The sequence below is a fragment of the Amycolatopsis deserti genome (genome assembly GCF_014653945.1).
GTDB lineage: Bacteria > Actinomycetota > Actinomycetes > Mycobacteriales > Pseudonocardiaceae > Amycolatopsis_E > Amycolatopsis_E deserti.
In genome coordinates this window covers 81515-107230 of the sequence record NZ_BNAU01000013.1, presented here as the reverse complement: position 1 = coordinate 107230, position 25716 = coordinate 81515, and the positions used below count along the sequence as shown (strand labels likewise).

Sequence of the window (25716 nt, the reverse complement as noted above, 5' to 3'; positions counted from 1 at the left end):
CCAACTCCTCTCTCGGTGTGTCAGTTCGGGAGGTACAACAACGTCAGACCGCCGCGGCTTCCTTCTTGCCGGTGTACTTGACGTAGCCGTTCTCCTCCAGCGCGTCCGCCAGCTCCTTGCCACCGGACTCGACGACGCGGCCGTCGGCGAAGACGTGCACGAAGTCGGGGGTGATGTGGCGCAGGATCCGGGTGTAGTGCGTGATCAGCATGACGCCGACCTCGTTGTTCGCCTTGTACTCGTTGACGCCCTCGGAAACGATCCGCAGCGCGTCGACGTCCAGGCCCGAGTCGGTCTCGTCGAGGATCGCGATCTTCGGCTTGAGCAGCGCCAGCTGCAGGATCTCGTGGCGCTTCTTCTCACCGCCGGAGAAGCCCTCGTTGACGCTGCGCTCGGCGAACTCGGGCGAGATCTCCAGCTTGGCCATCTCGTCCTTGACTTCCTTGACCCAGTGGCGCAGCTTGGGCGCCTCGCCGCGCACGGCGGTGGCCGCGGTGCGGAGGAAGTTCGACATGGACACGCCGGGCACCTCGACCGGGTACTGCATCGCCAGGAACAGCCCGGCGCGCGCCCGCTCGTCGACACTCATCTCGAGGACGTTCTCGCCGTCCAGCAGCACCTCGCCGGAGGTCACCTCGTACTTGGGGTGGCCGGCGATGGCGTAGGACAGGGTGGACTTGCCCGAGCCGTTGGGGCCCATGATCGCGTGGGTCTCACCGGACTTGATCGTCAGGTTGACGCCCTTGAGGATCTCCTTGGCGCCCTCGTCGGTGGTGACGCTCGCGTGCAGGTCCTTGATTTCCAGTGTGGCCATGGCCTTGTTTCGTCTCTGTCTCTCGTGGTGGAAGGAGGGGGCTCAGCTGCCGACGGCTTCGAGTTCGGCCTCGATCGCCTCGGCCAGGCGCTCGCGGACCTCGGGAACGTCGATCTTCATCAGGATCTCGTGGAAGAAGCCGCGGACGACCAGCCGCCGCGCCTGCTCCTCTTCGATCCCGCGCGACTGCAGGTAGAACAACTGCTCGTCGTCGAACCTTCCCGTGGCGCTCGCGTGCCCGGCGCCGGCGATCTCACCGGTCTCGATCTCCAGGTTCGGCACCGAGTCGGCGCGCGCGCCCGTGGTGAGCACGAGGTTGCGGTTGAGCTCGTAGGTCTCGGTGCCCTCGGCCGCGGCCCGGATCAGCACGTCGCCGATCCACACCGCGTGCGCGTCGTCGCCCTGCAGCGCGCCCTTGTACATCACGTTCGACTTGCAGTTCGGGACCGCGTGGTCGACGAAGAGGCGGTGCTCCTGGTGCTGCCCGGCGTCGGCGAAGTACAGGCCCAGCATCTCCACGTCGCCGCCGCGGTCGGCGAACGTCGCGGTGGGCGACACGCGCACCAGGTCGCCGCCCAGGGTGACCACGATGTGCTTGACCGTGGCGTCCTTGCCGAGCTTGAGGTGCTGCTCGGAGACGTGCACCGCGTCGTCGGCCCAGTCCTGGACGCTGACCACGGTGAGCTTGGCGCCCTCGCCGACGACGAACTCGACGTTGTCGGCGTAGGTGCCGGAGCCGAGGTGGTCGAGCACGACCACGCCCTCGGCGTAGGCCTCGGCGCGCACCTGCACGTGCCCGTAGGCGGTGTTGCCCTCGCCGGGGCCGGTCAGCCGCAGCACGGTCGGCTTCGACGCCTTGGTCTCCTTGGGCAGGGTCACCAGGGTCGCCGCGGGGAACGAGCTGTACGCCTGCGCCGCGATGCGGTCGCTCGGCACGCCGGCCTGGCCGAGGCGCTCGTCCTCGCGGCCGACCGTTTCGACGCGCACCTCGGGGGCGGCGTCGACGTCGACCTTGACCTCGCCGGAGGCGGCCGCGGTGCCGTCGTGCAGGCCGCGCAGGCGCTTCATCGGGGTGAAGCGCCAGTTCTCCTCGCGGCCGCTGGGGACCTCGAAGGCCTCGACGTCGTACCCGGTGAAGCGCTCCGCGCGGGAGGCCGCCGGGACGACGGCCTCCGCGGCGGCGGCGGTGTTCTCAGCAGACACCGTCATGTCAGCCGACGGCTCCTTCCATCTGCAGTTCGATCAGGCGGTTCAGCTCGAGCGCGTACTCCATGGGCAGCTCGCGCGCGATGGGCTCGACGAACCCGCGCACGACCATCGCCATGGCCTCGTCCTCGGTGAGACCGCGCGACATCAGGTAGAACAGCTGGTCCTCGGAGACCTTGGACACCGTGGCCTCGTGGCCCATCGACACCTCGTCGTTGCGGATGTCGACGTAGGGGTAGGTGTCCGAGCGGGAGATGGTGTCGACCAGCAGCGCGTCGCACTTCACCGTGGAGGCGGAGTGGTGCGCCCGCTTGGCGACCTTGACCAGGCCGCGGTAGGAGGTGCGGCCGCCGCCGCGCGCCACCGACTTCGACACGATGGTCGAGGAGGTGTGCGGCGCCAGGTGCTCCATCTTCGCGCCCGCGTCCTGGTGCTGGCCCTCGCCCGCGAAGGCGATCGAGAGGACCTCGCCCTTGGCGTGCTCGCCCATCAGGAAGACCGACGGGTACTTCATGGTCACCTTGGAGCCGATGTTGCCGTCGATCCACTCCATGGTCGCGCCCTCTTCGCACTTGGCGCGCTTGGTGACCAGGTTGTAGACGTTGTTCGACCAGTTCTGGATCGTCGTGTAGCGGCAGCGGCCGCCCTTCTTCACGATGATCTCGACCACGGCCGAGTGCAGCGAGTCGGACTTGTAGATCGGGGCGGTGCAGCCCTCGACGTAGTGCACGTAGGCACCCTCGTCGACGATGATCAGGGTCCGCTCGAACTGGCCCATGTTCTCGGTGTTGATCCGGAAGTAGGCCTGCAGCGGGATGTCCACGTGCACGCCCGGCGGCACGTAGATGAACGACCCGCCGGACCACACCGCGGTGTTCAGGGCGGAGAACTTGTTGTCACCGGCCGGGATGACCGAGCCGAAGTACTCCTGGAACAGCTCCGGGTGCTCCTTGAGGCCGGTGTCGGTGTCCAGGAAGATGACGCCCTGGGCCTCGAGGTCCTCGCGGATCTTGTGGTAGACGACCTCCGACTCGTACTGGGCCGCGACGCCGGCGATCAGGCGCTGCTTCTCCGCCTCCGGGATGCCCAGCTTGTCGTAGGTGTTCTTGATGTCCTCGGGCAGCTCGTCCCAGCTGGTGGCCTGCTGCTCGGTGGAGCGGACGAAGTACTTGATGTTGTCGAAGTCGATGCCCGACAGGTCGGCGCCCCAGTTCGGCATCGGCTTGCGCTCGAAGAGCTTCAGCGCCTTCTGGCGCGCCTCGAGCATCCACTCCGGCTCGTTCTTCTTCGCGGAGATGTCGGCCACGACGTCGGCGTTGAGCCCGCGGCGGGCGCTGGCCCCCGCGGCATCCGGGTCGGCCCACCCGAACGCGTAGTTGCCCAGGGACTCGATGGTCTCTTCCTGGGACAGCGGCGTCGTGGTGGGATTGCGCTGCTCGGCAGCGGCAGTCATTCGCGTTCCCCTCCGTCCGGAGCTTTCGCTTGCAGACCCGGCGGATTTTCCGCAGGGACGTGTGTCGTGCACGCGGCGTCACCGCGTGCGATGGTCGCCAGCCGCTGGACGTGGGTGCCCAGCAGCTTGGCGAACGCCTCGGTCTCCGCCTCGCACAGCTGCGGGAACTCAGCGGCGACGTGGGCGACCGGGCAGTGGTGCTGGCACAGTTGCGCGCCGGCACCGGTGGCCGATGCGCCCACCTGGCGGGTGGACGCAGCGTAGCCTTCCCTGGTCAGGGCGGCGGCCAGGGCCTCCGCCCGGTGGGCCGGGCTGTCGGCCGCGTTGACCGCGGCCCGGTGCGGCTCGACCAGGGCCGCCACCCGCCGCTCCGCGAACGCCCGCACCGCGTCCTCGCCAGCGTGCTCGGCGAGGAACCGGATGGCGGCGACCGCGAGGTCGTCGTAGGCGTGCCCGAACCGCGCCCGTCCCGTTTCGGTGAGCAGGAAGAGCTTGGCCGGGCGGCCCCGGCCGCGCGGGCCGCGCCGGGGCGCGTCCCGGGTCTCGGCCTCCCCGTCGGCGACCAGGGCGTCGAGGTGGCGGCGCACGGCGGCCGGGGTGAGACCCAACCGCTCGGCGACGACACCCGCCGTCATGGGGCCGTCCTCCAACAGGAGGCGGGCGACCTCGTGGCGGGTGCGCCCTTCGGGGGTCGCCTGCGGCGGCACGGGGTGGTGCGCCTCGGCGGCATGCATCTGGGTGGCGTGCGCCTCGGCGGGGTGCGCCGGGGCGGTCTGGCCCGGGTGGCCGGGGGTGGCCTGAGCGGACACCACGGCCCCGGGACGGCTCGCGCCGGCCTGGTGCTGGATGGGTCCGCTGTTTTTCACAACATAAGTGTGTCGTATTTCGGGGCGGGAGGCAAAGATCGGTCAACTCCCGGTGACCGGGCTCACGTGTCCGCGCTGGTCGGTGGCGGGTTCGCGGCGTGTCGGCGGTCGCTCGGGTGGGTGGTGGCGTGCGGGTGGGCCAGTCGTGAGCGCGCGAGTGGTCCGTTCGTCGCCGTACGAGATGACCAACCGCGCCGGTGCGCGCGAGAGGGCCATTCAGAGCGACACGAAAGGGCCAACCGTCGCCGCACGAGATGCCCAGTCATCGCCCCAGCCGCGAGGGCCAGCCGTCGCCTCTCGAGAGGGCCAGTCGCCACCGTGCGAGAGGGCCAACCGCCGCCGTCTGAGAGGACCACTCGTCGCCCCACGGAAGGGCCAGTCGCGACCCCGCGAGAAGGCCAACCGCCGCGGCGCCAGAGGGCCCGTCGCCGCCCCACGAGAGAGCAAGTCGCGGCCCCGCGAGAGGGCCAGTCACCGCGGCGCGAGAGCGCCAACCATCGCCCCGCGAGAAGGCCAGTCGCCGCGGCGCGAGAGGGCCAACCATCGCCCCACGAGAAGGCCAACCGCGGCCCCGCGAGAGCACCAACCGTCGCCGCGGCGAGCCTGCCCTTCCCGCTACGGGCGGCGCCGGCAGCGCCGAGGCCCCACCGCGCGACAACAACCCGTCCCCACACCACTACCCACCGTCATGATCAACCCCGGCCACCGCCCTTCACCGGCGCCCTTCACGGCGTCGATACCCTCTCTGTGTGGCATTGGGCGAGCAGAGCACCGGTGGCGGTGCGGTGGCGGTACCGCTGTCCCCGGTGCGGCCCCCCGAGGCCGCACCGCTGGAACAGCGCGAACTGCGCGCGCTCGACATCATCCGCCGCCTCGGGACGGTCGGTGCGCTGCTACTCGCGCTGGGCTCGCTGGGCGCCGGGGCCGCTCCGGTGCTCAACCCGGTCCAGGACCTGCCCGTCCTGCGCCTCTTCTCGCGCATCCCCACCGTCTCGCTCGCCATCTGCTTCGCCGGCATGGGCATGCTCGTCCTCGGCTGGTTGCTGCTCGGGCGGTTCGCGCGACCGGGACGCACCCGCCTCGCCAGCCGCGCGCAGCTAACCCGCACCCTCGTCATGTGGCTGACGCCGCTGATGTTCATCCCGCCACTGTTCTCCCGCGACGTCTACAGCTACCTGGCCCAGAGCGAGATCGTCCACCGCGGCATGGACCCCTACTCGCTCGGCCCCGCGCAGGCCCTCGGCGTCGCCGACCCGCTCACCAGCGGCGTCTCCAACATGTGGCGCGAGACCCCGGCCCCCTACGGCCCGCTGTTCCTCAAGCTGGGCAGCTGGATCTCCGCGATCGTCGGCGACAACATCGTCGCCGGGGTGCTGTTGCAGCGCGCGCTCGCCCTGGCCGGCGTCGCCCTCATCATCTGGGCCCTGCCGCGCCTGGCGCAGCGCTTCGGCGTCGAACCGGCCACCGCGCTGTGGCTGGGCGCCGCCAACCCGCTCGTCCTGTTCCACCTGGTCGCCGGCGCGCACAACGAAGCGCTCGGCATCGGCCTCATGGTCGCCGGCCTGGAGCTGGGCCTGCGGCGCCTGCCGGTGCGCGTGACGGGCGACACGCCGCCGCCGCTGGCCCGCGGCGAGGTCCTGTTCATCGTGCTCGGCGCGGCCGTCATCACGCTCGGCGCGGCGGTCAAAGTCAACGCGATCATCGCGCTGGGCTTCTTCGGCGTGATGATCGCCCGCCGCTGGCACGGCCGCACCACCGACCTGCTGCGCGCCGCGGCCCTGGTCTCCGGCGTGTTCGCGGTCGTCATGGCCGCCGTGTGCCTGGGCACCGGCCTCGGCTTCGGCTGGGTCGGCACGCTCGGCACGCCGGGACTGGTGCGCAGCTGGATCTCCCCCACCGCGGAGCTGGCCAACCTCGGCGGTGTCCTGGGCATCGCACTGGGCCTGGGCAACCACACCAACGCGCTCGTCTCGATCCTGCAGCTGGCCGGCACCGCGCTGGCCGGGCTCATCACGGCCAAGTTCCTCTGGGACAGCTTCCGCTGGCGCTACCGGCCCATCATCGGCCTCGGCGTCTCCCTCGGCGCGTTCATGATGCTGCACGTCGCGATGCAGCCGTGGTGGCTGCTCTGGGCGGTCATCCCGCTCGCCGCCGCCGCGGGCACCTCCCGGTTCCGCGTCGCGGCCAGCGTGGCCAGCGTCGCGCTCGCGTTCCTCGCCGCGCCGCCGGGCAGCACGTTCGACGGCCGCTCGTTCGTCGTGCCGCAGGCCTACCTGGCCGCGGCTCTCGTGGTCGCCGTCGCGATGCTCGTCGTGTGGCGCAGGGCACCTCTTCTGCTGAAGAGGGATCCGCAGCCGGTGGCCTGAGCCGGGGTCGTACGCTTGACAGTCGTGAGCACACCTGCCGTCGAGATCACCGGGCTGGTGAAGCGGTACGGCTCGAAGACCGCGGTCGACGGCCTGGACCTCAAGATGGACCGCGGGCGCCTGCTCGCGCTGCTCGGCCCCAACGGCGCCGGCAAGACCACCACCGTCGAGATCTGCGAAGGCTTCCGCCGCGCCGACTCCGGCTCGGTGCGCGTGCTGGGCCTGGACCCGGTCCGCGACGGCGCCGCGCTGCGCCCGCGCATCGGCGTCATGCCGCAGGGCGGCGGCGCCTACCCCGGCGTCCGCGCCGGCGAGATGCTGGGCCTGGTCGCCTCGTGCGCCGCCAACCCGCTCGACCCGGCGTGGCTGCTCGACGTCCTCGGCCTCGCCCCCGCGCGCCGCACCCCGTTCAAGCGCCTCTCCGGCGGCCAGCAGCAGCGCCTGTCGCTGGCCTGCGCCCTGGTCGGGCGGCCGGAGCTGGTGTTCCTCGACGAGCCGACCGCGGGCATGGACCCGCAGGCCCGCCGCCTGGTGTGGGAGCTGCTGGGCGCGCTGCGGGCCGACGGCGTCAGCGTCCTGCTCACCACGCACCTGATGGAGGAGGCCGAGGCGCTGGCCGACGACGTGGTGATCGTCGACCACGGCAAGGTCATCGCCGAGGGCACCCCCAGCGCCCTGACCGCCGACGACGCCGACACCGCGCAGCTGCGGTTCAAGGCCCGCGCCGGGCTGGACACCGAGCTGCTGTCCGCCGCGCTGCCCGAGGGCTACCACGTCAAGGAGTCCGCGCCGGGCAGCTACCAGGTGTCCGGGAAGGTGAACCCGCAGGTGGTGTCCACGGTGACCGCGTGGTGCGCGCAGCAGGGCGTGCTGGCCGAGGAGCTGCACGTCGGCAAACGCGACCTGGAAGAGGTCTTCCTCGAGCTGACCGGACGGGAGCTGCGCTCGTGACCGCACCGGCCCGGTTCCCCGCCGGAACCTTCACCCCCGCGCCCGGCGCCGGGAGCCGCGCGCGCATGCTGCTCACCCACGCCAAGCTGGAGACCAGCCTCACGCTGCGGCACGGCGAGCAGATCCTGCTCACCCTGCTCATCCCGCTGGCCCTGCTGATCGGCCTGACGCTGCTGGACATCCTGCCCGCGGGCGACCTCGCCGGGGTGTCCAAGGTGGACTGGGTGACGCCGCGGATCTTCGCGCTGGCGGTCATGTCCTCGGCGTTCACCGGCCAGGCGATCGCGCTCGGTTTCGACCGCCGCTACGGCGTGCTCAAGCGGCTGTCGGCGACCGCGATCCCGCGCTGGCTGCTGGTCGCGGGCCGGATCGTGGCGGCCCTGGTCGTGGTTCTGCTGCAGGTCGTGGTGCTCGGCGTGGTCGCGGCGTTCCTCGGCTGGACGCCGTCGGCGGGGGGCATCGCCGAGGCGGTGGTCCTGCTGGTGCTCGGCACGCTGAGCTTCGGCGCGCTGGGCGTGCTGCTCGGCGGTTCGCTGCGCGCGGAGGCGGTGCTGGCGCTGGCGAACATCGTGTGGTTCGTGCTGCTGCTCGCGGGCGGCATCCTGCTCGCGCCCTCGGCGCTGCCGTCGGCGGCCGCGACCGTGATCGAACTGCTGCCCTCGGGGGCGCTGGCCGAGGGACTGCGGGCCGCGCTCGTCGACGGGCGGTTCGCCGTCGGCCCGGTCCTCGTGCTCGCCGTGTGGGGCGCGCTGGCGGCAGCCGTGGCCGCGAAAACGACGAAACTGACATAACTCTAGGATGTTGCCGTGGCCCTGAAGTCCCTGATCGCCCGCCTGCCCTACCCGTCGCGCCCGGTGCAGCGCGCGATCGCCGTCGCCGCGATCGTGGCCCAGGCCGGCATCGGGGTCACCGGTTCGGTCGTCCGGGTCACCGGATCGGGTCTGGGCTGCCCGACCTGGCCGCAGTGCTTCCCGGGCAGCATGGTGCCGGTCGCGCACCCCGAATTCGACACGCTCAACCAGTGGATCGAGTTCGGCAACCGGATGCTCACCGTCGTGGTCGTGCTGGTCTCCGCGCTGGCGGTGCTCGCCGCGTGGCGCGTGCAGATCGCCCACCCCGAGCGCAAGCGGCTGGTCCGGCTCGCCTGGACGATGCCCGGCGGGGTCGTGCTGCAGGCCGTGGTCGGCGGCATCACGGTGCTCGCGAAGCTGGAATGGTGGACGGTCGCGATCCACTTCCTCGCCTCCACCCCGCTGGTGTGGCTCGCGGTGCTGCTGCTGCGCGCGTTCAACGAGGGCGACCGGCCGGCCCGCTGGCTCGTCCCGCCGCTGGCGAAGAAGCTGCTGGTCACGCTCGTGGTCGCGCTGTGGGCGATCCTGATCGCCGGCACCACCGTCACCGGCGCGGGCCCGCACGGCGGCGACCCGGAGACCCACCGTCTGGACGCGCCGATCGAGGTGCTCGCCCAGGTCCACGGCGGACTGCTCGTCCTCTACCTGCTGGTGCTCGCGGTCTTCGGCCTGGTGCTGATGCGCGGCGGCACCCCGGCGGTGGTGTGGCGGCGGTACTCGATCGTGTGGCTGGTGGCGCTCGCGCAGGGTGTGCTGGGTTCGGTGCAGTACGCGCTGGGCATCCCGGAGGCACTGGTGTCGCTGCACGTGCTGGGCTCGGCGCTGGTGATCGTGGCGACCGCGGCGCTGTGGTGCGGCTGCCGCGACCGCGGGCCGGTCACCTCGGACGGGCCGGCGCCCCGGGAGCCGGAGCTGACCGCGGCGCGCGGCTGACCGCGGCTGGGGCGTGATTTCGCCGCCCGTCATGCGGTAGTAACGCCTGAGGGGGGTATTCGCCAAGACGGCTCCGTACGGTGGGGCCGGAGAGAGAGGTTACTGCCACCCATGACGAAACCGCTGATCTCGCATCGCCGGTCCTCCGGTCAGATGATCGTGCTCAAAGCCTTCCTGCTGATCCCGTTCCTCGCCCTGATCACCGCCGTTCCGCTGGCGTGGGGCTGGGGCCTGACCTGGCTCGACCTGGGCTTGGCGGTGTTCTTCTACGTCGTCGCCACCCTCGGGGTGACGGTCGGCTACCACCGGTACTTCACGCACGGGGCGTTCAAGACCGGCCGTCCGCTGCGCGTCGCCATGGCGATCGCGGGCAGCATGGCCGTGCAGGGGTCGGTCATCTTCTGGGTGGCCAGCCACCGCCGTCACCACGCGTTCGCCGACCGCGAGGGCGACCCGCACTCCCCCTGGCTGTTCGGCACGAGCCCGGCGGCGCTGCTGCGCGGCTTCTGGCACGCGCACATGGGGTGGATGTTCCAGCGTGAGGTGACCAACTACGAGCGGTTCGCGCCGGACCTGCTGGCCGACGACGACCTGCGCGTGGTGAACCGGCTGTTCTGGCTGTGGATCGTGCTGAGCCTGGGCCTGCCGACGCTGCTCGGCGGTCTGCTGAGCTGGTCGTGGTGGGGCGCGGTGACCGCGTTCTTCTGGGCCGGGCTGGTGCGCATCGCGTTCCTGCACCACGTGACGTGGTCGGTGAACTCGATCTGCCACATGATCGGCGACCGGCCGTTCGCCAGCCGGGACAAGGCGGCGAACTTCTGGCCACTGGCGATCCTGTCGATGGGCGAGTCGTGGCACAACTCGCACCACGCGGACCCGACCTGCGCCCGGCACGGCGTGCTGCGCGGGCAGCTGGACGTGTCGGCGCGGGTGATCTGGATCTTCGAGAAGCTGGGCTGGGCGCGCGACGTGCGGTGGCCGCGCGCCGAGCGCCTCGCCGCGAAGCGGCTCGAGCCCGCTTCCTAGTTCCTACAGGGCGTGCCCGGCCATCCGGCGGCGGTGGCCGGGCCCGATCTTGGTCGAGTTGGTGGTCTCGGCGTCCCACTCGGCCGGTTCCAGGTCCTCCACGGCCTCGACGAGCTTCTGCCCGGTTTCCACGGCCGGCACGACGATGTCGCCCAGCGCGCCGTCGTGGCCGACGAGCACCACGCGGGCGCCGGCGCGGCCGATGTTCTCCACGACGGCCTTCGCCGGCTTGCCGTGCTCGGCGACGAAGCGGCGGGCGGTCGTAAGCTGCTTGGCGGTGGGCGCCGGTGCCTCGGTCTCTTCAGCCATGTCGGCATCTTAGGGAAGATCCGCCCGGCCCACCCGGTTGTGCGAGGTGAACCCGACCACGTCAGGAGGACACAGGCGATGCCCACGGCAGTGCAGATTCGGCGGACCGGCGGACCCGAGGTGCTGGAGGCCGGTGACGTCGAGATCGGCGATCCCGGGCCGGGTGAGCTGCTGGTCGACGTCGCCGCCGCGGGCGTGAACTACATCGACACCTACCAACGCGGCGGGATCTACAAGATCGACCTGCCCGCGACGCTGGGCATGGAGGGCGCGGGCACGGTCGCCGCCGTCGGCGAGGGCGTGTCGGGCTTCGCGGTCGGCGACCGGGTGGCGTGGCAGGGCGTGCTCGGCGGTTACGCGCAGCGGGCCCTGATCCCGGCGAGCGCCGCGGTGCCGGTGCCCGAGGGTGTCTCGGCGGAGACGGCCGCCGCGACCATGCTGCAGGGCATCACCGCGCACTACCTGGTGCGGTCGACCTACGAGGTCCAGGACGGCGACACGATCCTGTTGCACGCGGCCGCGGGTGGCGTCGGGCTGTTGCTGACGCAGCTGGCGAAGGCGCGGGGCGCGCGGGTGATCGGCACGGTGTCGACCGAGGAGAAGGCGGCGCTGGCCCGGGAGGCCGGTGTGGACGAGGTGATCCGGTACGACCAGGTCGACTTCGCCGAGGAGGTCCGGAGGCTGACCGGCGGCGAGGGTGTGGCCGCGGTGTACGACGGGGTCGGCAAGTCCACTTTCGACGGAAGCCTGGCGAGCGTGCGGGTGCGGGGCTTCCTGGTGCTGTTCGGCGCGGCCAGCGGACCGGTGCCGCCGTTCGACCCGCAGCGGCTGAACGCGGCCGGCTCGGTGTACCTGACGCGCCCGACCTCGGCCCACTACGTGCGCACCCGCGAGGAGCTGGAGTGGCGCACGGGCGAACTGTTCGAGGCGGTCGCCTCCGGCGCGCTGAAGGTCCGGGTCGGGGCGAAGTACCCGCTGGCCGAGGCCGCGAAGGCGCACGAGGACCTGCAGGGCCGCCGCACGACCGGCAAGGTGCTGCTGATCCCGTGAGTCAGCTCCGGCGGAGCGTTTCCGGCAGGCGGATCGCGACCGCGATCCCGGAGGCGGCGGTGAGCGCGGCGACGACCGCCACCGCCGCCCGCAGCCCCCACAGGTCGGCGGCGAGCCCGGACACCACCGCCCCGGCCGCGAAGCCGCTGTCCCGCCAGAGCCGGTAGACGCCGACCGCGCGGGCCCGCCACGCCGGGTGCGCCACGTCGCCGACCACCGCGAGCAGCGTCGGGTAGACCATCGCGGTGCCGGCACCGAGCAGCACCATCGCCACCGCCCACACCGCGAACCCGGTGCCGAGCGCGGTCAGGCCGAGCGCGGCGGCCTGCACCAGCATGCCCGCGGTGATCAGGTGTTTGCGGCCCCACCGGTCGGACAGCGGGCCGGTGACGAGCTGCCCGGCGCCCCACACCGCGGGGTAGAGCGCGGCGAGCACGCCCGCGCCGGCGACGGACAGCCCGGTGGTGACGAACAGGACGGGGAACAGGCCCATGGCGAGGCCGTCGTTGAGGTTGTTGACCAGCCCGGCCTGGCTGGCGGCGGACATCGCGCGGTCCCGCACGCTGGTCCGGGCGAACACGGCCCAGCCGCTCAGGACGGCGGTGGCGGGGTGGGACTCGGACCGGGCGTGGTCGCGGGTTTCGCGCACGAACGCCGCGGTCAGGCCCAGGCCGAGGGCGACGTAGGCCGCGCCGAGGAGGAACGGCGCCGGGCGCAGGCCGAAGTGCGCGGCGAGGTAGCCGGTGGCGGCGGCGGTGAGTGCCAGGGCGCCGTACCCGGCGGCCTCGTTGAGCCCCATCGCGAGGCCGCGCCGCCGGGGCCCGGCGAGGTCGATCTTCATGATGACGGTGGTGGACCAGGTCAGGCCCTGGCTCAGGCCGAGCAGCACGTTGGCGGCGACGATCCAGCCCCAGTCCGGGGCCAGCGCGAGCGTCGCGGGCACCGGCACGGCGATCAGCCAGCCGGCCAGCAGCACGGGTTTGCGGCCGTGGCGGTCGGACAGGGTGCCGGCGAGGTAGTTGGCGGCGGCCTTGGTGAGGCCGAAGGCGAGCACGTAGGTGAGCAGGACGGTGTAGCCGCTTAGGCCGAACACCGGTCCGGCGAGCAGCGGCAGGACGGTCCGTTCCTGGCCCAGCACGCCGCCGACCAGGGCGTTGACGGCGACCAGCAGGGTGAACTGGGCCAGGTTGGCGCGCAGGCCCAGCCGGACCGTCACGCTCCGGTCACCAGCGCGTTCCCGGTCGCGCGGGCCCAGTCCGCGGGGCCGCTCGCCAGCAGCACCGCGACCTCGTGGTGACCGGCCTGTTCGAGGAGGCTGGCCGCGCTCATCGCCCGTTCGCCGTGCCCGCACATCACGACCAGCGGTTCGCGCGGCAGCTCGCGCGGGTCGAGGCGGCCCAGCTCGCGGTGGCGGGCGCCAGGCAGGTGACCGGCGGCGAACTCCCCGTCCTGGCGCACGTCGAGCACCGGCCGCCGGCCGATCCCGGCGGGGGTCACGACCGGGGTGCGGCGCACCGGCTGCCCGGCGGCGGTCCACGCGTCCAGCCCGCCGGCCAGTTCGCCGGCCAGGTCGGTGCGGCCGATCTTGACCGCCTGCCAGGCGATCTCGGCCGGGTCCTGGTCCGCCCCGCGCACGACGACGATCGGGCGGCCGGCGGGCACCAGCCAGCCGAGCCAGGACGCGAACGCCGGGCGCAGCGGGTTCGACAGCGCACCCGGCAGGTGACCGGCGGCGAAGTCGGCGGCGGGGCGGGCGTCGACCACCACGGCGCCATCGCCGCACAACCCGCGCACCCGGTCCACGTCGAGCCCGGGCAAGGTGGGGTCACCGGGGAGGACCACGCCGCGGCGGTTGGTGTCGGCCAGTTCGCGGAAGTAGGACGGGAAGCTGCCCAGGGAATCGAGCAGCGCCGTGACGAAGGCGTCCTCGTTTTCCGCGCGCAGCAACGTGTTCGTCGCCTTCTCGGTGCCGATCGTGCTGGTGCGCCGTGCTCCCGGTGGGGCGGAGCAGAACGAGCCGGCGCCGTGGGTGGGCCACACCGCGACCTCGTCGGGCAGGGTCGCCAGCCGGCGCAGGGAGGCGTACTGGCGGCGGGCCAGCTCGTCGGTCCGGTCCGGGTCGACGAGGTCGGTGCGGGCGGCGGCCCCCACGATCAGGGAGCCGCCGGTGAACACGCCGACCGGGGTGTCGCCGTCGAGCAGGAGGAACGACAGGTGCTCGTGCGTGTGCCCGGGGGTGAACAGGGCGCGCAGGCGCAGGCCGCCCAGGTCGGTCTCGTCCCCGTCGCGCAGCCCGTCGTGGGTGAACTCGCGCTGCCCGGCCGCGGAGGCCAGCACGCGGGCGCCGTCGGTGACCGCGAGCTGCCGGGCGCCGGAGACGAAGTCGGCGTGCAGGTGGGTGTCGGCGGCGAAGGCCAGGCGCAGACCCCGGCGGCGGGCGGCGCGCCGGGCGGCCCGCAGGTCCAGGCTCACGTCGACGACCAGGGCCCGGCCGTCGCCGAGGTCGACCAGGTAGGCCGAGTTGCCGAGCCCCTCGTCCACGAGCGGCAGGACGTCCACAGTCGACACGGCACTCACCCTCCCGCGCTTGTGGCGAGGACGGACACGCTGTGCACGCCGGCGTCCCGTGCCCGGCCGGGGATGCGCGCGTGGCCGTCGGCGCCGGCGCCCGCCTCAGCGGCTAGGCGGGCGCGAGTTTCCACTTCGAGCTGGGGCTCGGGGTCGCGAGCCGGGCTGGCTGCGCCGCCGGGACGGTCGACGCGATCCCGGCGTCCGCGCTCGGATCCTGCACCGAGGGTGTCCACGGTCGCGGTCATCGCGCACCTCCGCGCTTGTTCAAGTGACTTCTTGAATAAGAGCCCCGCGCCGGGTTGCTTGTCAAGAGTTCTCTTGAATATCCTGCTCCGCATGGGTGACCGGGCCGCGAAGACCGAGCTGTACGACGCGCTGGCCGAGACCGCGAAGGCGCTCGCCAGCGGACGGCGTGCGGAGCTGGTCGACGTGCTCGTCCAGGGCGAGCGGCCGGTCGACGAGCTCGCCGCCGAGATCGGCCAGTCGGTGGCCAACACCTCCCAGCACCTGCGGCGGCTGTTGCGGTCCGGCCTGGTGCGGACCCGCCGGGAGGGAACGCGGGTGTTCTACTCGCTGGCCGGCGCCGCCGTGGCGCGGTTGTGGCTGGCGATGCGCGCCGCGGCCGAGGAGCACGTCGAGGGCCTGACCCGGCTCGCCGAGGACTACGTCGGCGACCGCTCCGGCCTGGACACCATCACGCGCGACGAGCTGGACCGGCGGCTGCGCGACGGCGACGTGGTGGTGCTCGACGTCCGCCCGGCCCCGGAGTACGCGGCCGGCCACATCCCGGGCGCCGTGTCGATCCCGATCACCGAGCTGCGGGCGCGGCTGACCGAGGTGCCGGACGGCGCCCAGGTCGTCGCCTACTGCCGCGGCCCGTACTGCGTCTACGCCGACGACGCGGTCCGGCTGCTGACCGCGGCCGGCCACCGGGCAGCCCGCCTGGAGGACGGCTACCCGGAGTGGGCCGCGGCCCGGGCCTGATACCCGGGCGGGAATTGCCGGTCTGCCCCGGCTCCGGCGAGGCTACCGCCATGGATCTGGTGGAACGCTACGTCGCGCTGTGGAAGGAAACCGGCGCGGATGCCCGCCGGAAGGCGATCGAGCTGCTGTGGCACGAGGACGGCGTGCACCTGCTGCAACCGCCCCGGGAGATGCGGGACCGGGCGATCGCCCTCGGCTTCGGCGACGCGGTCCTGGCCGCACGCGGCTACGCCGCCATCGAGGAGCGGGTGCGCCGCGGGTACGAGGACTTCCTGGCGCCCGCGGGGGTCACGCTCAGAGCCGGCGGCAACACCGACCGGCTCGGCGACACCGTCAAGTTCAACTGGGAACTCGTCGACGGCAGCGGGCAGTTGCGCAGCACCGGGCTGGAGGTCCTGACCCTGGCCGCCGACGGGCGCATCGCCGTGGACCACCAGTTCTTCGAGAGCTGACCCCGCCTCCGGACGGGGAGGCGGGGCCGGCACGCTCACACGCTCACGGCGGCGCGGATCGTCTCCTTCAGGCTGCTCGTCGTCGCGATCACGGCCGTCGGCTCGTAGCCGCAGTGCGCCATGCAGTTGGCGCACCGCGGGTCCTTCCCGCGGCCGAACTTGTCCCACTCCGTCTCCTCGATCAGCTCCCGCCAGGTCTTGGCGTAGCCGTCGTCGAGCAGGTAGCACGGCCGCTGCCAGCCCAGCAGCGAGTAGGACGGGATCCCCCACGGCGTGCACTCCAGGTCCCGCTTGCCCTCGATGAAGTCGAGGAACACCGGCGAGTGGTTGAGCCGCCACTTCTTGCGGCGCCCGTCGGCGAAGGCCTTGGCGAACAGCTCCCGGGTCTGCTGCACCCCGAGGAAGTGCTCCTGGTCCGGGGCCTTCTCGTAGGCGTACCCCGGGGACAACTGCATGTTGTCGACCTTGACCACGTCGTTGAGGTAGTCCAGCACGTCGATGACGTCCTGCGGGGTGTCGGTGTTGAAGAACGTCGTGTTCGTCATCACCTTGAAGCCCTGGGACTTCGCCAGCTGGATCGCCTCGACCGCGGCCTGGAAGCCGCCCTCCTTGCGCACCGACGCGTCGTGCTTCTCCTCGAGCCCGTCGATGTGGACCATCCAGGTGAAGTTGCGGTGCGGCTTGAACTTGTGGATGTGCTTGGGCAGCAGCAGCGCGTTCGTGCACAGGAACACGATCTTGTTGCGCTCCAGCAGGATCCGGGTGATCTCGTGGATCTGCGGGTGCATCAGCGGCTCGCCACCGGCGATGGACACCATCGGCGCGCCGCTCTCCTCCACCGCGCCCACGGCCTGCTGCACCGGCATCCGCTGCTTCAGCAGATGCGCCGGCTGCTGGATCTTGCCGCAGCCACCGCACTTGAGGTTGCACGCGAACAACGGTTCCAGCTCGACCAGGATCGCGTACTTCTCCTTGCGCAGCAGCTTCTGCTTGGCCAGGAACGCGCCCAGCCGGATCGACTGGCGTAACGGCATCGCCATGGTCTAGCTCACCTCCCGGGGTAATGTGAAAACCACGTCTTCATCGGCCCGCACGGTCTCGGTCACGCGGGTGCGGCCGAGTCCCTGCAAGCACCGCACCAGCTCGGCCACCAGGTCCGGTGGGGCCGAGGCGCCCGCGGTGATCCCGATCCGCGTCGCACCGGCCAGCCAGCGCAGGTCCACTTCGGACACGTCGTCGACGAGCCGGGCGCGTGTCCCCCGCCGCCGCGCCACCTCGACCAGGCGCAGCGAGTTGGACGAGTTCGCCGAGCCGACCACGAGGACGAGGTCCGCCTCCTCCGCCACCGTCGTCACCGCGCGCTGGCGGTTGGTGGTGGCGTAACAGATGTCGTCGCGCCGCGGCCCCTCGATCGACGGGAACCGCTTGCGCAGCACCGAGGCGATCTCCTCGGCTTCGTCGACGGCCAGGGTGGTCTGCATCGCGTAGGCCACCCGGCCGCCGTCGGGCGCGCGCACGTGCGCGGCCGCCTCGGCGTCCTCGACCACCACGATCCGCTCCGGCGCCTCCCCGACCGTGCCCTCGACCTCTTCGTGGTCGGCGTGCCCGATCAGGAACACCGTGTCCCCGCGCCCGGTGTAGCGCTTGACCTCGCTGTGCACCTTCATCACCAGCGGGCAGGTCGCGTCGATCACCCGCAGGTCCCGCGCCTGCGCCGCCGCCCGCACGGCCGGGGCGACACCGTGTGCGGCCAGGACCGTCGTCGCGCCGCGCGGCACCTCCTCGACCTCCTGCACGAACACCGCGCCCAGCGCCTCCAACCGCCGCACCACGTGCGCGTTGTGCACGACCTGACGGCGCACGTAGACCGGCGCGCCGTACCGCTCCAGCGCCCGCTCGACGATCTCGATCGCGCGTTCCACCCCGGCGCAGAATGACCGTGGGCTGGCGAGCAGCAGTTCTCCCTCCCCCGCGGCCTCGCACCACTCGCGCAGCGCAGGGACCGCCGCCCGCAACGACCGAAGGCCGCTGAGGCCGCGCAACACCGTGCCCGGACGCCACAACGGCTGGTCCGGCGTGTCCACAATGGCCCGGACGACGGCTACCGGGCCGGGCAGCCCGGCGAACTCCGCAGACTCCATGTCGACCGCGAGCGCGCCGCTGCGCGCGTACCGGGCTCGTTCCGCACCGTCCACGACGGACGGTGACGACGCGATCGGTCCGAGGTGGACGGTCAGGCCGAGCCGTCGCAGCGCCGCGGCGAGCATCGGCGCCGACGGCAGCGGCACCCGCCCGTCCGGGCCGTCGATCTCGGTCGCCACCACGAGGTCGCCCGGCCGGACGTCGGGCACGAGCGCCCCGCCGACCCCGGCTACCAGGACCGGCCGCCCGGCCGCGGCCAGCCGCTGCGCCGATTCCGCCGCGCGGCGCGGGCCCATCCCGCCGCGCAGCACCACCAGGCCCGGCATCCGCAGTGCCGAGGCCTCGACGCGCATCGGCGCGACCACGACGCCGGTCATGACCGTTCCAGGTACCGGCCGAGCGCGGTCACCGGGAACACCAGCCGGTACAGGTGGTAGTTGATGTAGAAGTCGCCGGGGAAGCCGGTGCCGGTGAACTGCGGCTCGTCCCACGTGCCGTCCGGCCGTTGGGTTTCGGCCAGCCACCGCACGCCGCGCGCGGTGACCTCGGAGTCCCGCTCACCCGCCGCGAGCAGCGCCAGCAGCGCCCACGCGGTCTGCGACGCGGTCGACTCGCCACGCCCGGCCCACGACGGGTCCCGGTAGGACCGCAGGTCCTCGCCCCAACCGCCGTCGGCGTTCTGGTGCTCGGCCAGCCACGTGACCGCCCGCCGGATGGCGGTGGCCGAGGACGGCACCCCGGCCTCGACCAGCGCGGGCACGACGGCTCCGGTGCCGTAGACGTAGTTCGCGCCCCAGCGGCCGAACCACGACCCGTCGGCCTCCTGGTGGTCCAGCAGCCACTTCACCCCGCGGCGGCATTCGCGGCTGCCCGCCTTGCCCTCCTTGGCGAGCATCTCGACCACGTGCGCGGTGACGTCGGCCGACGGCGGGTCGATCACGGCGCCGAAGTCGCAGAACGGCAGCTTGGTGGTCAGCTCCTGGGTGTTGTCGGCGTCGAACGCGCCCCAGCCGCCGTCGCGCGACTGCATGCCGGTCACCCACTTCACGGCCCGGTCCAGCGCGCGGTCCAGGCGTTCGGAGTCCGGGTGCGAGACGCGGCGCAGGCCGAGCACGACCTCGGCGGTGTCGTCGGTGTCCGGGTAGAGGTCGTTGGCGAACTCGAACGCCCACCCGCCCGGGTCGAGGTCCGGCCGCCGCACGGCCCAGTCGCCGCGCACGGTGATCTCCTCGCCGAGCATCCAGTCGACGGCCTTGAGCACGTGCGGGTCGTCGCCCGGCGCGCCCGCGTCGAGCAGCGCGGTGATCGCCAGCGCGGTGTCCCACACCGGGGACTGGCACGCCTCCAGCCGCCGCACGGTGCCCTCGGGGGTCTCCTCGCGGATCAGGAACCCCTCCAGGCCGGCCAGGCCCGCGCGCATCGCCGGGTGGTCCAGCGAGTAGCCGAGCAGGTGCAGCGCGAGCAGCGAGTACACCCACGGCGGCTGGATGCCGCCCCATCCGCCGTCGGCCTCCTGGCGGGCCAGGATCCACTCCGCGGCCTGCCGCATCGCGAACTCCCGCACCGGTTTGACCGCGACCTTCGCGTAGGCGTGCAGCGCCTTGTCCAGGTAGTGGAAGGCGCCCGACCAGGTCCACGGCGCGACCAGCCCGCCGCGCTTGACCCCGGTGCGCAGCTCGTCGATGCCGAACGGCAGCGGGCGGACCGGCCGCAGCGTGCTGACCACGGTCAGCGGCACCACGGTCTGGCGCGCCCAGCACCCCCAGTCGTAGACGTTCAGCGGCACCCAGGACGGCAGCAGCACCAGCTCGGGCGGCATGTTCGGCAGGTCGTCCCACGACCACAGCCCGAACAGCGCCAGCCAGATCCGGGTGAACACGCGGCTGGCTTCGACCCCGCCGCCGGCGCGGACGAACTCGGCTGCCTTGCGCATGTGCGGCTCGTCCGGCGAGTCCCCGGCCAGCCGCAGCGCGACCCACGCCTCCAGGGTGGTGGACAGGTCCCCGGGGCCGCCGTAGAAGGTGGCCCAGGTGCCGTCCGCGCGCTGCTGTGAACGGATCCAGCGCGCGGCCTCCTCGGTTTCGCGTGCGGTGCGGATGCCGAGGAACTCCCGCATCAGCAGGTCCTCGGCGTCCATGGTGACGTTGGTCTGCAGCTCGCCCTTCCACCAGCCGCCGTCGCGCTGCAGGCCCTTGAGGTGGGCCACGGCGCGGTCCAGCGCCTCGGCGGCACCGGCGCCGGATCTGGTCGCCGGATCAGCGGTCTGCGTCATTCAGGCCTCCCTGGTCACGATGAACCGCGCGAGGGCCAGCAGCTCCTCGCGCACCCGTCCCGGGACCTCGGCGTCCTCGAGCTTGCGCTGTCCCGCCGCCATCCGGCGGTGGGCTTCCTCCAGCGCCCACGCGCGCCCGCCGGCCAGGTCGACCAGGTCGGCCGCGCGGCGCACCGCGTCGTCGTCGGCGACGTCGCCGTCGGTCAGCCACGCGGCCAGCTCCCGGCCGGGCGCGCCGCCGTGGGTGATCGCGTAGGTGACCGGCAGGCTCTTCTTGCGGGCCCGCAGGTCGGAGTGCACCGGTTTGCCGGTGACCGACGGCTCGCCCCAGATCCCGAGCACGTCGTCGACCAGCTGGAACGCCAGGCCCAGGTCGGCGCCGAACTCGGCGAGCGCGCTGACCGTGCGGGCCGGCGCGCAGGCGAGCACGGCGCCGATCGCGGCGCTGGCGGACAGCAGCGCGCCGGTCTTGCCGCCGGCCATGTCCAGGCACTCGTCGAGGGTGACGTCGTCGCGTTGCTCGAAGGCGACGTCGAGGACCTGGCCGCGGATCAGCTCGCCGACCGCCTCGGACAGCAGCCGGGCCGCCGCGACCGCGCCCGGACCGTCGGAGTCCAGCAGGACCTCGTTGGCCAGGGCGAGCATCGCGTCGCCGGTGAGGATCGCGCTGGCCGCGCCGCGCACCGCCCACACGGTCGGCCGGTGCCGCCGCTCGGTGTCGCCGTCCATCAGGTCGTCGTGCAGCAGCGAGAAGTTGTGCACCAGCTCCACCGCGACCGCGCCGGGCAGCCCGGTGGCCGGGGGCGCGCCGGCGGCCTCGGCCGACAGCAGCGCCAGCGCCGGGCGCACGGCCTTGCCGCCGCCGGAGGTCGGGTTGCCGTCCAGGTCGGTCCAGCCGAGGTGGTAGTAGGCGATGGCGCGGCTGGCCGGGTCGAGCCGGTCGATCGCGGCCCGCATCGCGGGCAGGACGGCCTGCCTGCCCTGCTGCAGGGAATCGAGTACAGCGGTCATGCGGGTATCCCTTCCGATCGGCCCGGCACCTCCGCGGAGGTGCCGAGTACGGCTTGGGCGGCCGCCTCACCGCTGCGCACGGCGCCCTCCATGGTCGCCGGCCAGCCGGTGGCGGTCCACGCTCCGGCCAGGACCAGCCCCGGGGCGCGGGTGCGGGCGGGTGGGCGCAGTCCCGCGCTGCCCGGCGCGGGAGCGAACGTGGCGTGCCGCTCACGGGTCACGAAGAAATCCAGGACCTCGGCCTGGCGCGCGGCGGGCAGCACCTCGCGCAGCGCGGGCAGCAGGCGGTCCCGCAGCACCCGCACCGGCAGGTCGATCTCCTCCACGGCCGCGGACAACGAGATCGCCAGGTACTGCCCACGGGACAGGCCGGACGAGGCGGTGCGGTCGAACACCCACTGCAGCGGCGAGTCGACGACGGCGAAGAAGGCCTGGTCGGTGACGGGACGGTCGAACACGACGTGGGCGTTGACGATCGGCGAGCTGCCCAGGCCGTCCGCGAAGTCCGGCGGCAGGGCGGCCGCGCCTTCGGGCAGCAATTTCGCGGCGGCCGGCGGCGGCACGGCCAGCACGACCTGGTCGGCCTCGACCGGCTCCCCGGCCTCGACGCGCCAGACGCCGTCCGCGCGGGACAGTCCGGTCACCTTCGTGTTGAGCCGGACGGTCACTCCGGCCTCGGTCAGCCGGGCCAGCGCGGGTTCGCCGTGCAGTTTGCGCAGCGGGACCGTGGCCCAGCCGATGTCCGCGGCGTCCGCGTCGGTCAGCAGGCCCACCTGGAACACGGTCGCGGCCAGGCCCAGCGACGCCTGCTCGGCGGGGGCGTTCAGCGTCGCGATGCCGACCAGGTCCCACAGCTTCCTGATCGCGTCGCGGCTCTGCCCGTGCGCGGCCAGCCATTCGCCGAAGGTGCGCCGGTCCGAGCTGGGCGCGGCGGGGTCGACCGACTTCAGCGCGAGCGCGGCACCGGCGAAGCGCATCCGGTCCCCGAGACCGAGCGGGGTGTAGCGCAGCACCGAGTCGGCCAGGTGCAGCGGCGCGGGCAGCGGGTTGCGGCGCAGCCACACCGGACGGCGCAGCCGCGGCGAGTGCACCGGGATCTCCAGCCGCGGCTGGAGGTGCACGCGGTCGGTCACGCCGAGCCGCCGCAGGAACCCGAGGTAGGCGGTGCAGCAGCGGAGGAACACGTGCTGCCCGTTGTCGACATGCAGGCCGTCCCGGGTGAACGAGTGGGTCAGGCCGCCCAGCAGGCCGCGCGACTCCAGCAGCGTCACCTCGTGCCCGGCGTCGGCGCAGCGCAGAGCCGCGGTGATCCCGGCGAGACCGCCACCGACGACCGCGACCCGCTGCCTCATGCCGCCCGCCCGCCCAGGGCGCGGACCGCCACGCCCAGCTTCTCCCGCCCGGACAGCGACAGCCGCTGGTCGTAGACCGCGGACGGCTGGTCGGCTATGCGTTCCAGCAGCTGCCGGTAGATGCCCGCCATCGCCAGGCAGCAGGCCCCGCTGCGGCGGTCCAGCAGCGGGCCCAGGCGCAGGCCGTCGGCGTACCACTCGCGGGCGCGGGCCGCGCTGTGCCGGATGAGGTTCGCCAGACCGCCGTCCGGGTCGGCCAGGGCGCCGTTGTCGATCCGCAGCTCGACCCCGAACGCGTCCAGGTCCTCCTGCGGCAGGTAGACCCGGCCGTTGAGGAGGTCTTCGCGGATGTCGCGCAGGATGTTGGTCTGCTGCAGGGCGATGCCGAGCGCGTCGGCGTAGTGGGTGGCCCGCGGGTGCGGCTTGTGGCCGAACACGCCCAGGCACAGCCGTCCGATCGACCCGGCCACGCACCGGCAGTACTCGGTCAGCTCGTCGAACGTGCCGTAGCGGCGGCCCTCGATGTCCATCCAGACGCCGTCGAGCAGTTCCTCGAACGCCTCCAGCGGCACCGGGTAGCGGCGGGCGGCGTCGGCGACCGCGACCATCACCGGGTCGGTGCTGCGGTCCAGCGCGGCCAGCTCCTTGCGCACCGTCTCCAGCCGCGCGGCCTTCTCCTCCACCGGCAGGTCGCCGTCGCCGATGTCGTCGACGCGCCGCGCCAGCGCGTACACCGCGCACAGCGCCGAGCGGCGCTGCCGGGTGAGCAGCCGGATGCCCCAGTAGAAGTTGCGGGCCTCCGTCCTGGTGATGTCCTCGCAGGTGGCGTAGGCCTGCTCGATCGTGGGTGCCGTCATGAGAGCCGACCACCTTCCCGGATCCGGCGGACATGGGCGGCCGGGCGCACCAGCAGGGCGATCAGGTGCGCCAGGACGTCGGTCTTGCGGGGGCGCGGGGTACCGGCCAGGACGTCCCAGCGGGCCCGGCGCAGCGCGTCGAGGGTGGCCAGTCCCCCAGCGATGTACCCGGCGACGGCCAGGCGCGCCCAGCCGTGCAGGCGGTCCAGCAGGGCCGCACCCTCGGTGAGCAGGTCCAGCGCGCGGGCGGTCTGCGCGGCCACGGTCAGGCGCACCGGGCGGCTCGTGGTCGGCGCGTCCAGGTCCGCCTCGGTGGCCCCGAACGCGGCGAGGTCGGCCTGCGGCAGGTAGACCCGCCCGTTGCGGCGGTCCTCGGCGACGTCCTGGCAGTGCTCGATCAGCTGCAGCGCGGTGCACACCCGGTCCGAGAGCCGCTCCGCGACGGGGTCGCGCACCCCGAAGACGCGGAGCACGATCCGGCCGACCGGATCGGCGGAGAGCACGCAGTAGTCCTCCAGCTCGGCCTGGGTGGCGTACGCGGCGACACGCTGGTCCTGGAGGTTCGCCCGCACCAGGCGATTGAACGGGTCGAGTTCCAGTTCCCGGCGCCGAATCGCGGGAAGAAGATCACGTAATACCCGTTCGTGTGGTTGCTCCCCCCGAAAGGTGCGTTCCAGATCGCGCTGGAATCGCAATAACCCGGGTGTGCGATCTTGGACTGCTGACTCGTCACCCAGATCGTCGATGACGCGCGCGACGTCGTACACCGCGACCAGGTCCGCCCGCAGGTCACGGGGAAGTATCCGCAGCGCTACGGGAAAGTTCTCGGCGTGTTCCTTTTCGCGCAGCGCGCGGTCGCCGACCGTGCCGGGACCTGGGGGTGCGGGAGCCATCGCCTCATAATCACTCCGTGGCCGCGGCGAATTCTTCGCACCGGAAACAAAAATGAAGAAGCCACGGTTGTCACGAGCTGACAGTATTGACCCGGACGATGGACGGCACGCGGGCAGCGAGTGGGGGTCCACGACATGGCGGGCAGACGAACGGAGACCAGCGAGGGCACGCTGGCCGAACTCGCGGCGGCGACCTCGAAGCGGTTGCCGCGCATGCTGGACGACGTGGCGCGGCTGCTGAACGAGCACTGGCCCGACTACGCCGAGTTCATCGTCACTGAGCGGGACGAGGTCCTGGTCTCCGCCACCATGTTCCTGCAGCGGCTGCTGCGGATGGCCAAATGGGACATCGCGGAACTGTCCGGCATCGCCGACCAGGCCGGTGACCGGTTCGGCGAGCAGCCGCTGTTCGAGGAGATCGGGCGCGCGCAGTGGCAGCAGGGCCGCGACCTGACGAGCCTGCTGTCGGCTTACCAGATCGGCGCGCGGGTGGCGTGGCACCACGTCGCCGAGGTCGCGCTCGAGGTCGGTGTCCCCTCCGACATGTTCGCCTCGCTGGCCGAAGCGGTGTTCATCTTCGTGGACCAGCTGTCCTCGGCGTCGGCCCGCGGCTACGTGCTGGAGCAGTCCGAGTCGGCGGCCATGCGGGAACGGCTGCGCGACGAGCTCGCCGACATGCTGCTGTCCGACCGGTCCGATTCCGCCGCGATCCGCGCCGCGGCGGCCCGGGTGGACTGGCCGCTGCCCCGGCAGGCGGCGGTGGTTCTGGTGGAGCCGGACAACCCGGTCGGCAGCGCGCTGCTGGGGCGGCTGGGGAACTCGTCCCTGCACGTCCGGCGGCAGCGGCTGGTCTGCGCCATCGTGCCCGATCCGGACGGGCCGCAGCGGCGCCAGCGGCTGGCGTCGGCGTTGCGCGGGGCGGGCGCGGTGGTCGGGCACGCCGTGCCGCTGGAGCACCTGCCGGCCAGCATGCACGTTGCCGAGCTGGCCGCGCAGCTGCGCCGCACGCACGTGCTGGAGGACGATCCGGTGTTCGTGGACGAGCACCTGGACTCGATCATCGTGCACCGCGACGCGAAGCTGTTCGACGCGATGCGGCACCAGTGCCTGGCCCCGCTGGCGCACCTCGGGCCGGTGACGCGCAAGCGGTTGTGCGAGACGCTCGCGTGCTGGCTGCGGCACCTGGGCGACCGCCGGGCGATGGCGGAGGAGCTGCACATCCACCCGCAGACGGTGCGCTACCGGATGACCCAGCTGCGTGAGCTGTTCGGCGAGAGCCTGGACGATCCGGACAACCGCCGCCGCCTCACGCTCGCCCTCGCCTGGGGCGGCCCGGAATCCGGCGACCTCTGAGGCC

General features: G+C 72.8%; 23 protein-coding genes. 9 read left to right on the top strand and 14 right to left on the bottom strand.

The window, feature by feature from the left end; genetic code table 11:
- Nucleotides 1-43: 43 nt before the first annotated feature.
- Genes sufC through IE290_RS36195 form a run of 4 tightly spaced genes read right to left on the bottom strand, consistent with a single transcriptional unit; the run spans nucleotide 44 to nucleotide 4207 of the window.
- The gene (gene sufC, locus IE290_RS36210; RefSeq protein WP_191249248.1) at nucleotides 44-814 is read right to left on the bottom strand and encodes a Fe-S cluster assembly ATPase SufC; all 771 of its coding nucleotides are present in this window, start codon (nucleotides 812-814) and stop codon (nucleotides 44-46) included.
- A gap of 42 nt (nucleotides 815-856) precedes the next feature.
- Entirely contained in the window at nucleotides 857-2023 is a 1167-nt protein-coding gene (gene sufD / locus IE290_RS36205; protein ID WP_191249246.1) for a Fe-S cluster assembly protein SufD, read from the bottom strand.
- A gap of 1 nt (nucleotide 2024) precedes the next feature.
- Complete coding sequence (sufB, locus tag IE290_RS36200; protein WP_191249244.1) at nucleotides 2025-3473, bottom strand: Fe-S cluster assembly protein SufB; 1449 nt, start codon at nucleotides 3471-3473, stop codon at nucleotides 2025-2027.
- Entirely contained in the window at nucleotides 3470-4207 is a 738-nt protein-coding gene (locus IE290_RS36195; protein ID WP_191249365.1) for a helix-turn-helix transcriptional regulator, read from the bottom strand. Before IE290_RS36195 ends, sufB begins: the two co-directional genes overlap by 4 nt.
- An 887-nt stretch (nucleotides 4208-5094) precedes the next feature.
- On the opposite strand from IE290_RS36195, the gene mptB reads away from it, so the two are divergent.
- From mptB to IE290_RS36170, 5 genes are all read left to right on the top strand, one after another.
- A complete protein-coding gene (gene mptB, locus IE290_RS36190) occupies nucleotides 5095-6705 on the top strand; it encodes a polyprenol phosphomannose-dependent alpha 1,6 mannosyltransferase MptB (RefSeq protein ID WP_191249364.1) in 1611 nt (536 codons plus the stop codon).
- Between the two features lie 24 nt (nucleotides 6706-6729).
- A complete protein-coding gene (locus IE290_RS36185; protein WP_191249242.1) occupies nucleotides 6730-7656 on the top strand; it encodes an ABC transporter ATP-binding protein in 927 nt (308 codons plus the stop codon).
- Between the two features lie 65 nt (nucleotides 7657-7721).
- Complete coding sequence (locus tag IE290_RS36180) at nucleotides 7722-8447, top strand: ABC transporter permease (RefSeq protein WP_229874930.1); 726 nt, start codon at nucleotides 7722-7724, stop codon at nucleotides 8445-8447.
- A 15-nt stretch (nucleotides 8448-8462) separates the two neighbouring features.
- Nucleotides 8463-9440, top strand: coding sequence for a COX15/CtaA family protein (locus tag IE290_RS36175; RefSeq protein WP_191249240.1), 978 nt, complete (start codon nucleotides 8463-8465; stop codon nucleotides 9438-9440).
- Between the two features lie 111 nt (nucleotides 9441-9551).
- A complete protein-coding gene (locus tag IE290_RS36170) occupies nucleotides 9552-10466 on the top strand; it encodes an acyl-CoA desaturase (RefSeq protein WP_191249239.1) in 915 nt (304 codons plus the stop codon).
- 3 nt (nucleotides 10467-10469) lie between these two features.
- Here IE290_RS36170 and IE290_RS36165 read toward each other — a convergent pair whose 3' ends face one another.
- The gene (locus IE290_RS36165) at nucleotides 10470-10775 is read right to left on the bottom strand and encodes a hypothetical protein (protein WP_191249238.1); all 306 of its coding nucleotides are present in this window, start codon (nucleotides 10773-10775) and stop codon (nucleotides 10470-10472) included.
- A gap of 78 nt (nucleotides 10776-10853) precedes the next feature.
- Between IE290_RS36165 and IE290_RS36160 the strand changes: the two genes are divergently transcribed.
- Complete coding sequence (locus tag IE290_RS36160) at nucleotides 10854-11825, top strand: quinone oxidoreductase family protein (protein WP_191249237.1); 972 nt, start codon at nucleotides 10854-10856, stop codon at nucleotides 11823-11825.
- 1 nt (nucleotide 11826) lies between these two features.
- On the opposite strand, the gene IE290_RS36155 is transcribed toward IE290_RS36160, so the two are convergent.
- Nucleotides 11827-13041 (bottom strand): MFS transporter, encoded by a 1215-nt coding sequence (locus IE290_RS36155; protein WP_229874917.1) that lies wholly within the window; start codon nucleotides 13039-13041, stop codon nucleotides 11827-11829.
- Nucleotides 13038-14393, bottom strand: a complete 1356-nt coding sequence (locus tag IE290_RS36150; RefSeq protein ID WP_191249236.1) for an MBL fold metallo-hydrolase — start codon at nucleotides 14391-14393, stop codon at nucleotides 13038-13040. Before IE290_RS36150 ends, IE290_RS36155 begins: the two co-directional genes overlap by 4 nt.
- Nucleotides 14394-14732: 339 nt before the next feature.
- On the opposite strand from IE290_RS36150, the gene IE290_RS36145 reads away from it, so the two are divergent.
- Nucleotides 14733-15380, top strand: a complete 648-nt coding sequence (locus IE290_RS36145) for an ArsR/SmtB family transcription factor (protein ID WP_191249235.1) — start codon at nucleotides 14733-14735, stop codon at nucleotides 15378-15380.
- Nucleotides 15381-15430: 50 nt separating this feature from the next.
- Nucleotides 15431-15832 (top strand): hypothetical protein, encoded by a 402-nt coding sequence (locus IE290_RS36140; RefSeq protein ID WP_191249234.1) that lies wholly within the window; start codon nucleotides 15431-15433, stop codon nucleotides 15830-15832.
- A gap of 35 nt (nucleotides 15833-15867) precedes the next feature.
- Here IE290_RS36140 and hpnH read toward each other — a convergent pair whose 3' ends face one another.
- The 7 genes from hpnH to hpnC are packed head-to-tail and all read right to left on the bottom strand — an operon-like array spanning nucleotide 15868 to nucleotide 24359.
- On the bottom strand, nucleotides 15868-16872 hold the full coding sequence (gene hpnH, locus IE290_RS36135; protein WP_191249233.1) for an adenosyl-hopene transferase HpnH: 1005 nt from the start codon (nucleotides 16870-16872) through the stop codon (nucleotides 15868-15870).
- A gap of 3 nt (nucleotides 16873-16875) precedes the next feature.
- The gene (ispH, locus tag IE290_RS36130) at nucleotides 16876-18351 is read right to left on the bottom strand and encodes a 4-hydroxy-3-methylbut-2-enyl diphosphate reductase (protein ID WP_191249232.1); all 1476 of its coding nucleotides are present in this window, start codon (nucleotides 18349-18351) and stop codon (nucleotides 16876-16878) included.
- The gene (shc, locus tag IE290_RS36125) at nucleotides 18348-20246 is read right to left on the bottom strand and encodes a squalene--hopene cyclase (RefSeq protein WP_191249231.1); all 1899 of its coding nucleotides are present in this window, start codon (nucleotides 20244-20246) and stop codon (nucleotides 18348-18350) included. Before shc ends, ispH begins: the two co-directional genes overlap by 4 nt.
- Complete coding sequence (locus tag IE290_RS36120; protein ID WP_191249230.1) at nucleotides 20247-21257, bottom strand: polyprenyl synthetase family protein; 1011 nt, start codon at nucleotides 21255-21257, stop codon at nucleotides 20247-20249. It abuts the gene before it with no gap.
- Nucleotides 21254-22609 (bottom strand): hydroxysqualene dehydroxylase HpnE, encoded by a 1356-nt coding sequence (hpnE, locus tag IE290_RS36115; RefSeq protein WP_191249229.1) that lies wholly within the window; start codon nucleotides 22607-22609, stop codon nucleotides 21254-21256. The genes IE290_RS36120 and hpnE overlap by 4 nt, the downstream gene beginning before the upstream one ends.
- Complete coding sequence (hpnD, locus tag IE290_RS36110; protein WP_191249228.1) at nucleotides 22606-23466, bottom strand: presqualene diphosphate synthase HpnD; 861 nt, start codon at nucleotides 23464-23466, stop codon at nucleotides 22606-22608. The genes hpnE and hpnD overlap by 4 nt, the downstream gene beginning before the upstream one ends.
- Nucleotides 23463-24359 carry a squalene synthase HpnC gene (gene hpnC, locus IE290_RS36105; protein WP_191249227.1) on the bottom strand — a complete coding sequence of 299 codons (897 nt, stop codon included), beginning with the start codon at nucleotides 24357-24359 and terminating at the stop codon, nucleotides 23463-23465. Before hpnC ends, hpnD begins: the two co-directional genes overlap by 4 nt.
- Nucleotides 24360-24494: 135 nt before the next feature.
- Between hpnC and IE290_RS36100 the strand changes: the two genes are divergently transcribed.
- Nucleotides 24495-25712, top strand: a complete 1218-nt coding sequence (locus tag IE290_RS36100) for a PucR family transcriptional regulator (RefSeq protein WP_229874916.1) — start codon at nucleotides 24495-24497, stop codon at nucleotides 25710-25712.
- The last annotated feature ends 4 nt before the right edge of the window (nucleotides 25713-25716 follow it).

Excerpts from the sequence above, each read along its gene's own strand:
- sufC (WP_191249248.1), bottom strand. The coding sequence starts at position 814 with ATGGCCACACTGGAAATCAAGGACCTGCACGCGAGCGTCACCACCGAC.
- sufD (WP_191249246.1), bottom strand. The coding sequence starts at position 2,023 with ATGACGGTGTCTGCTGAGAACACCGCCGCCGCCGCGGAGGCCGTCGTC.
- sufB (WP_191249244.1), bottom strand. The coding sequence starts at position 3,473 with ATGACTGCCGCTGCCGAGCAGCGCAATCCCACCACGACGCCGCTGTCC.
- IE290_RS36195 (WP_191249365.1), bottom strand. The coding sequence starts at position 4,207 with ATGCATGCCGCCGAGGCGCACCACCCCGTGCCGCCGCAGGCGACCCCC.
- IE290_RS36180 (WP_229874930.1), top strand. The coding sequence starts at position 7,722 with ATGCTGCTCACCCACGCCAAGCTGGAGACCAGCCTCACGCTGCGGCAC.
- IE290_RS36170 (WP_191249239.1), top strand. The coding sequence starts at position 9,552 with ATGACGAAACCGCTGATCTCGCATCGCCGGTCCTCCGGTCAGATGATC.
- IE290_RS36165 (WP_191249238.1), bottom strand. The coding sequence starts at position 10,775 with ATGGCTGAAGAGACCGAGGCACCGGCGCCCACCGCCAAGCAGCTTACG.
- IE290_RS36160 (WP_191249237.1), top strand. The coding sequence starts at position 10,854 with ATGCCCACGGCAGTGCAGATTCGGCGGACCGGCGGACCCGAGGTGCTG.
- IE290_RS36145 (WP_191249235.1), top strand. The coding sequence starts at position 14,733 with ATGGGTGACCGGGCCGCGAAGACCGAGCTGTACGACGCGCTGGCCGAG.
- IE290_RS36140 (WP_191249234.1), top strand. The coding sequence starts at position 15,431 with ATGGATCTGGTGGAACGCTACGTCGCGCTGTGGAAGGAAACCGGCGCG.
- hpnH (WP_191249233.1), bottom strand. The coding sequence starts at position 16,872 with ATGGCGATGCCGTTACGCCAGTCGATCCGGCTGGGCGCGTTCCTGGCC.
- ispH (WP_191249232.1), bottom strand. The coding sequence starts at position 18,351 with ATGACCGGCGTCGTGGTCGCGCCGATGCGCGTCGAGGCCTCGGCACTG.
- shc (WP_191249231.1), bottom strand. The coding sequence starts at position 20,246 with ATGACGCAGACCGCTGATCCGGCGACCAGATCCGGCGCCGGTGCCGCC.
- IE290_RS36120 (WP_191249230.1), bottom strand. The coding sequence starts at position 21,257 with ATGACCGCTGTACTCGATTCCCTGCAGCAGGGCAGGCAGGCCGTCCTG.
- hpnE (WP_191249229.1), bottom strand. The coding sequence starts at position 22,609 with ATGAGGCAGCGGGTCGCGGTCGTCGGTGGCGGTCTCGCCGGGATCACC.
- hpnD (WP_191249228.1), bottom strand. The coding sequence starts at position 23,466 with ATGACGGCACCCACGATCGAGCAGGCCTACGCCACCTGCGAGGACATC.
- hpnC (WP_191249227.1), bottom strand. The coding sequence starts at position 24,359 with ATGGCTCCCGCACCCCCAGGTCCCGGCACGGTCGGCGACCGCGCGCTG.
- IE290_RS36100 (WP_229874916.1), top strand. The coding sequence starts at position 24,495 with ATGGCGGGCAGACGAACGGAGACCAGCGAGGGCACGCTGGCCGAACTC.